The sequence below is a fragment of the Streptomyces sp. NPDC050625 genome (assembly GCF_040654755.1).
Classification (GTDB): Bacteria; Actinomycetota; Actinomycetes; order Streptomycetales; family Streptomycetaceae; genus Streptomyces.
In genome coordinates this window covers 1-7,497 of sequence record NZ_JBFAIQ010000086.1, presented here as the reverse complement: position 1 = coordinate 7,497, position 7,497 = coordinate 1, and the positions used below count along the sequence as shown (strand labels likewise).

General features: G+C 73.3%; 2 protein-coding genes. Both read left to right on the top strand.

Annotated elements, in window-relative coordinates; all coding sequences use genetic code 11:
* Positions 1-1,370: SDR family NAD(P)-dependent oxidoreductase (locus AB0I54_RS47675; RefSeq protein ID WP_363302675.1), on the top strand; the 1,370-nt coding region annotated here is incomplete at its 5' end.
* 71 nt (positions 1,371-1,441) lie between these two features.
* On the top strand, positions 1,442-7,497 hold a 6,056-nt coding region (locus tag AB0I54_RS47670; protein WP_363302674.1), incomplete at its 3' end, for a type I polyketide synthase.

The following is a 7,497-nucleotide window of genomic DNA, read 5'->3' as shown; positions in this document are numbered from 1 at the left end:
CCGCCGCCGGCACACCGGACTTCGGCGCCGGCCCCGTCCTGCTGACCGGTGCGTCCGGTGCTCTGGGCGGGCTCGTCGCCCGGCACCTGGTCGCCGAGCACAAGGTGCGCCGGCTCCTTCTGGTGAGCCGCCGGGGCGCGGAGGCCCCCGGTGCGGCCGAGCTGGAGGCCGAACTGGCCGCACACGGTGCCGAGGTCACCTGGGCGGCCTGCGATGTCGCGGACAGGGAGGCCGTCTCGGCAATGCTGGACGGGCTCGGCGAGAATCCGCTGTCGGCCGTCGTGCACACCGCGGGTGTTCTCGACGATGGGATCGTCGCCTCGGTCACACCGGAGAGGATGAGGGAGGTCTTCCGTCCCAAGGTGGACGCCGTGCTGAATCTGCACGAGTGCACCCGGGACATGGGCCTGGCCGCCTTCGTGGTGTTCTCCTCCCTCGCCGGCCTGGTGGGCAGCGCCGGTCAGGCGAGCTACGCGGCCGCGAATTCCTTCCTCGACGCCTTCTCGGCTCACCGACGCCGTGAGGGGTTGCCCGCCATATCGCTGGCATGGGGTGTGTGGGAACAGTCCGGCGCGATGACGGACGGCCTCGCCGAGGCCGACCGGGCGCGGATGGCGCGCAGCGGCGTGCTGCCGCTGCCGCCTGAGGAGGGGCTGCGGCTGTTCGACGCGGCACTGGCTTCGGACGAGGCGGTACTCGCCCCTGTCCGCATCGACGTCGGCGCGCTGCGCGCCGGTGAGGCACCACCGGTGCTGCGCGCCCTCGTGCCGGCCGCGGCCGGCCGGAGGACCGCGCGGGCCGCCTCCGCTTCCTCCGCTTCCTCTGTGTCCTCCGGTTCCTCGCTGGCCGAGCGACTGGAAGGGCTGCCGGAGGCCGAGCGGGAGAAGACCGTGCTGGACCTGGTCCGGGCCGAGGTGGCCGCGGTCCTGGGGCACGCGTCGGACCGTACGATCCGGCCGGAACACGCCTTCCAGGACCTGGGCTTCGACTCCCTCACGGCCGTGGAGCTGCGCAACCGGCTGAACAAGGCCGCCGGGCTGCGGCTCCCCGCGACACTGGTCTTCGACCACCCGACACCCGCTCTCCTGGCCCGTCATATCTTCACGGAGACGGCGGGCGCGGCCGAACCGGCCCTAGTGGATTCCCTACTTGCCGATCTGGACAGGGTCGAACAAGAATTGGTCACGAAGTTGGCAGCGAGTGAAGCTCGCGACCGGATCCTGTCAAAGCTCCAGGGCCTGTTGGCGATTGCCGGTGAATTCGGCAAGACGCCGGACCAGGAAGGCCCTGGTATGGGCGGCAGCGATCTGGAATCCGCCACGGACGACGAAGTATTCGATCTGCTCGGCAAGGAATTCGGGATTTCCTGACCGCTCCGGCGCGTCCCGGTGACCCTTTGCCGAATTCCGATAAGTCATCGCAGGGGTGAGGGACGATTTCGGTGGCGAACGAGGACAAGCTCCGGTATTTCTTGAAGCGAGTCACCGCAGATCTCCAGGAGACCCGGCGGCGCCTTCGTGACTATGAGGACGCCGCCGGGGAGCCGGTGGCCATCATCGGGATGAGCTGCCGCTACCCGGGAGGGGTCGACTCGCCCGAGGATCTGTGGGAGTTGGTCGCAGGCGGCCGGGACGCCGTCTCGGAGTTCCCCGCCGACCGCGGCTGGGACCTGGACGCGCTCTACGACCCGGACCCGGAGTCCCGCGGGACCAGCTACGCCCGCGAGGGCGCGTTCCTGCGCGACCCGGCGCGGTTCGACGCCGGCCTCTTCGGGATCTCGCCCCGCGAGGCGCTCGCCATGGACCCCCAGCAGCGGCTGCTGCTGGAGACGTCGTGGGAGCTCTTCGAGCGGGCCGGTATCGATGCCGCCTCGCTGGCGGGGAGCAGGACCGGTGTGTTCGCCGGCGTGATGAACCACGAGTTCCTCGCCGCTCTCCAGAACGCCCCTGAGGACCTGGAGGGTTACCTGGGAACGGGCACCTCGGGCAGCGTCGCCTCCGGCCGCGTGGCCTACACCTTCGGCCTCGAAGGCCCGGCCGTCACGGTCGACACGGCCTGCTCGTCGTCCCTGGTGGCCCTTCACCTGGCCGTTCAGTCGCTGCGCAACGGCGAGTGCTCGCTGGCCGTGGCGGGCGGCGTCACCGCGATGGTCGGCCCCGCCACCTTCGTCGGCTTCAGCCGCCAGCGCGGACTGGCCCCCGACGGCCGCTGCAAGGCGTTCGCGGCCGGAGCCGACGGCACCGGCTGGGGCGAGGGCGCCGGCCTGCTGCTCGTGGAGCGCCTCTCGGACGCCCGTCGCAACGGACACGACGTCCTCGCGGTCGTCCGGGGCTCCGCCGTCAACCAGGACGGTGCGTCCAACGGTTTGACCGCGCCGAACGGCCCCTCGCAGCAGCGGGTGATCCGCCAGGCCCTGGCTGCCGCCCGGCTGACCACCGCACAGGTCGACGCGGTGGAGGCGCACGGTACGGGCACGCGGCTCGGCGACCCGATCGAGGCGCAGGCGCTTCTCGCGACGTACGGGCAGGGCCGTCCTGAGGACAAGCCGCTGTGGCTGGGCTCGATCAAGTCCAACATCGGCCACACCCAGGCCGCGGCCGGTGTGGCGGGCGTCATCAAGATGGTCATGGCCATGCGCCACGGCGAACTGCCGCGCACGCTGCACGTCGACGCGCCGTCCCCGCACGTCGACTGGTCGGCGGGCGCCGTACGGCTGCTGACCGCGCCCACGCCCTGGCCGGCTTCCGACCAGCCGCGCCGGGCCGGCATCTCCTCCTTCGGGATCAGCGGCACCAACGCACACACGATCATCGAGGAAGCCCCGTCGGCCGAAGCGTTCGCACAGGACGACGAGGCCCCGGAAACGCCGGCGGAACGCGCGGCGAGCGCCGAGGTCGTCGCCCCTCAGGCCGCGCGCCCGGCCGAGGGCGGACCGGTGCCATGGGTGATCTCCGGCAAGACCGAGCAGGCCCTGCGCGCACAGGCCGAACGCCTGCTGTCCCGCACGGACGCCGAAGTCCCCACGCTCGACGTGGCGTTCTCACTCGCCACCACGCGCACGGCCCTGGAGCACCGCGCGGTGGTCCAGGGCGAGACGCCGGCGGAACTCGCCGAGGGCCTGCGGGCCGTGGCCTCCGGCTCCCCGGCCCCGGGCGTCGCGCGCGGCATCTCCGGCACCGGCGGGCGCGTCGGGTTCCTCTTCTCCGGCCAGGGATCACAACGCCTCGGCATGGGGCGCGAGTTGTACGCGTCCTACCCGGCTTTCACCGCCGCGTACGACGAGGTCTGCGCGCACCTCGGCGCCGCGGTCGACGTCGACTCGGAAGAACTGCACCGCACGGGCGCCGCCCAGCCCGCGCTCTTCGCTCTCGAGGTGGCGCTGTTCCGGCTTCTCGAATCGTGGGGCCTTCGGCCGGACTACGTGGCCGGTCACTCGGTCGGCGAGATCGCGGCCGCGCATGTGGCAGGGGTGCTGTCGCTCGCTGACGCGGCGAAGCTGGTGTCCGCGCGTGCCGCGCTGATGCAGGCGCTGCCCGCCGGAGGGGCGATGGTCGCCGTACAGGCCACCGAGGGCGAGGTGCTCCCGCATCTGACCGACGGCGCCGGTATCGCGGCGGTCAACGGTCCGCGGTCGGTCGTGGTATCCGGAGCCGCGGACGCGGTCACCGCAATCGCCGAGATCTTCCGGCAGCAGGACCGCAAGACCTCCCGGCTGAAGGTCAGCCACGCGTTCCACTCGCCGCTGATGGACCCCATGCTGGAGGAGTTCGGCGAGATCGTCCGCGGGCTCACCTTTGAGAACCCGCAGATCCCGGTCGTCTCCAACCTCACCGGCCGGCTGGCCGAGCCCTACCCCGCCGAGTACTGGGTTCGGCACGTCCGCGAAGCGGTCCGCTTCGCCGACGGCGTCCGGACTCTGAACGACCTGGGCGTGACCACGTTCGTCGAGATCGGCCCGGGCAGCGTGCTGAGCGCCCTCGCCCAAGGCTGCCTGGACGACGACGTGGTCATCGTGCCCACCCTGCGCGCCGACCGCCCCGAGCGGGCCGCACTCGTCGCCGCCGTCTCCGAACTGCACGCGCACGGCGTCTCCCCGGACTGGCACGCCTTCTTCCCCGGCGCCCGCCGCGTCGATCTGCCCACCTACGCCTTCCAGTACGAGCGCTACTGGCTCGACACCTCACGGGCCGCCCCTGGTGACGTCCGCGCCGCCGGCCTGGGCTCGGCCGACCATCCGCTGCTGGGCGCCGCCGTGTCCCTGGCCGGCGGCGACGAGCGGCTGCTGACCGGCCGGCTGTCCCTGCGCACACACCCGTGGCTCAGCGACCACGTCGTGCTCGGCACCGTGCTGCTGCCGGGCACCGCGTTCGTCGAACTGGCCGTGCGCGCCGCCGACGAAGCCGGCTGCGACCAGCTGGAGGACCTCACCCTCGAAGCGCCTCTGATGGTGCCCGAGCAGGGCGGCGTCGCGGTTCAGGTCTGGGTCGGTGCGGCCGACGGCACCAGCCGCAGGCCGCTGACCGTGTACTCGCGCCCCGAGGACGACGCCGACCTGCCGTGGGTCCGCCACGCGACCGGCTTCGCCACCGAAGGGAACGGAGGGAACGGAGGGACCGAAGAGGCGGGCGCCGCGGCCGCCGGCCGGGCGCTCACGGCGTGGCCGCCGGCGGGCTCCGAGCCGGTCGGCCTCGACGGCTTCTACGACCGGCTGGCCGCCCTCGGCCTGGACTACGGACCGGCGTTCTGCGGACTGCGGAGCGCCTGGCGCGCGGGTGAGGAAGTCTTCGCGGAGGTCGCCCTCCCCGACGGCACGGACACCGGTTCCTTCCTCCTGCACCCGGCGCTGCTGGACGCGGCGCTGCACGCGATCGGCGCGGGCGGTGCGGACGGTGCGCACGGCTCCCTCGTGGCCGGGGCGGACGGGCCGCTCCTGCCGTTCGCCTGGTCCGGGGTGACCGTGCGCGCCACGGGCGCGTCCACCGTACGGGTCAGGCTGGCGCCGGCCGGTACGGACGCGGTGTCCCTGACGGTGGCCGATGGCGTCGGCGATCCGGTGGCGTCCGTCGAGTCGCTGACACTGCGTCCGGTGTCGCGCGACCAACTCCGCAAGGGCTCTGGTGACGCGCTGTTCACCGTCGAGCGGGTGCCGCTGACCCTGCCCTCCGTCGACGCGGACGGAACGGCGGTCGCGTACGTTCCGGACATCGCCGCACTGGCCGAGACCCACGGGTCGTCGCAGCCGGACGTGGTCGTGGTCCCGTGCCCCGACGGCCCGGAAGGGGCGACCGAGGCCGAGCGGGTCCATGCGGTCACCACCGAGGTGCTGCGGCTGGTTCAGCGCTGGTTCGCCGAGGACCGGACATCACGCCTCGTGCTGGTGGCGCGCTGTGACGACCTCGCGCACGCCGCCGCGGGCGGACTGGTGCGCTCGGCGCAGGCGGAGAACCCCGGCCGGATCGTGCTGCTCGAAACCGACCGCCCCGACGAGGCGGCCGCGCTCGTGCCCGGCGTCGTACTGTCCGGCGAACCCCACGTCGTCGTCCGCGAAGGGCAGGCCGACGCACCGCGCTTGGCCCGCGCCGCCTCCCCCGCAACGGAGGACGTGGCCACGGGCCCTGCGGACGAAGCGGCCTCCGCCCGAGCCGAGGGCATCGCCTCCGGCCTCGGCACCGTGCTGCTCACCGGCGCCTCCGGCGCGCTGGGCTCAACCCTCGCCCGTCACCTGGTGACCAAACACGGCGTGCGCCGGCTGCTGCTCGTCAGCCGCCGTGGCGCGAACACCCCGGGCGCCGCGGAGCTGAAAGCCGAACTCGCGGCGCTCGGCGCCGAAGCGACGTGGGCCGCCTGCGACCTCGCCGACCGTGACGCCCTCCACCGGCTGCTGGCCGCCACCCCGGTCGACTCCGTCGTGCACACCGCCGGCGTCCTCGACGACGGCGTGATCGCCACGCTGACCCCGGAGCGCTTGGACACCGTCCTCGCGCCCAAGGCTGACGCCGTGCTCAACCTGGACGAACTCACCGGCGACAGCACGACGTTCGTGCTGTTCTCCTCCGCCGCGGGCGTCTTCGGCAACCCCGGCCAGGGCAACTACGCAGCAGCCAACGCCTTCCTGGACGCCTTCGCCCGGTACCGCCGCGCCCAGGGGCGGCCCACGGTCTCACTGGCGTGGGGCCTGTGGGAGCAGGAGGGCGCCATGGCCGACGTCCTCGACGAGGCCGGCAGGTCGCGGATGGCGCGCTCCGGTGTTCTGCCGCTGTCCACCGAGGACGGCCTGCGGCTGTTCGACGCGGCACTCGCCTCGGACGAGACCGTGCTCGTACCGGTCCGCCTCGACACCGCCGCCCTGCGGAACCGGGCGGCAGGAACCGTACCGGCCCTGCTGCGCGGACTCGTCCGCGTCTCCACGCGCGGCACCGCCCAGCGCGCCGCGACCGGATCCCTGGCCGAACGCCTCGCCGGGCTGGTCGGCGACGAGCGCGACGAGGCCCTCCTGGAACTGGTCCGGGCCGAGGCCGCCGCCGTGCTGGGGCACTCCTCACCCCGCGCCGTACAAACCGCGCACACCTTCCAGGACCTGGGCTTCGACTCGCTGACGGCCGTGGAACTGCGCAACCGGCTGTCCACCGCCACCGGCCTGCGCCTGCCCGCCACCCTGGTCTTCGACCATCCCACCCCCGCCGCCCTCGCCCGGCACATCGGCACCGAACTCCTCGGCGAGGCCCCGGCCGTCACGACCGCGACCGCGGTACGGCAGACCGCGGCAGCTGCCGACGACGAGCCGATCGCCATCGTCGGCATGAGCTGCCGCCTCCCGGGCGGGGTGCGCTCGCCGGAGGACCTGTGGCGGCTGGTGGCTTCCGGCCGGGACGGCATCTCCCGGTTCCCGGACAACCGTGGCTGGGACGTCGAGGGGCTCTACGACCCCGACCCCGAGCGCCTCGGCAAGACCTACGCGCGCGACGGCGGCTTCCTGCACGAGGCGGCCGAGTTCGACGCCGCCTTCTTCGGCATCAGCCCCCGCGAGGCCCTGGCGATGGACCCCCAGCAGCGACTGCTGTTGGAGGCGTCCTGGGAGGCGTTCGAACGCGCCGGGATCGACCCGGTGACGGTGCGGGGCAGCAGGACCGGCGTCTTCACCGGTCTGATGTACCACGACTACGGCCAGGGCCCGCGCGAACTGCCCGAGGGCGTCGAGGGCCTGCTCACCACCGGAGGCTCCGGCAGCGTCGCCTCCGGGCGAGTGTCCTACGCCTTCGGACTGGAGGGCCCCGCCGTCACGGTCGACACGGCGTGCTCGTCGTCGCTCGTCGCCCTGCACCTGGCCGTCCAGGCCCTGCGCAACGGCGAGTGCACGATGGCGCTGGCGGGCGGCGTCACGGTCATGGCCAGCCCTACGGTCTTCGTGGAGTTCAGCCGGCAGCGCGGGCTGTCGCCCGACGGCCGGTGCAAGGCGTTCGCGGCCGGGGCGGACGGTACGGGCTGGGGCGAGGGCGT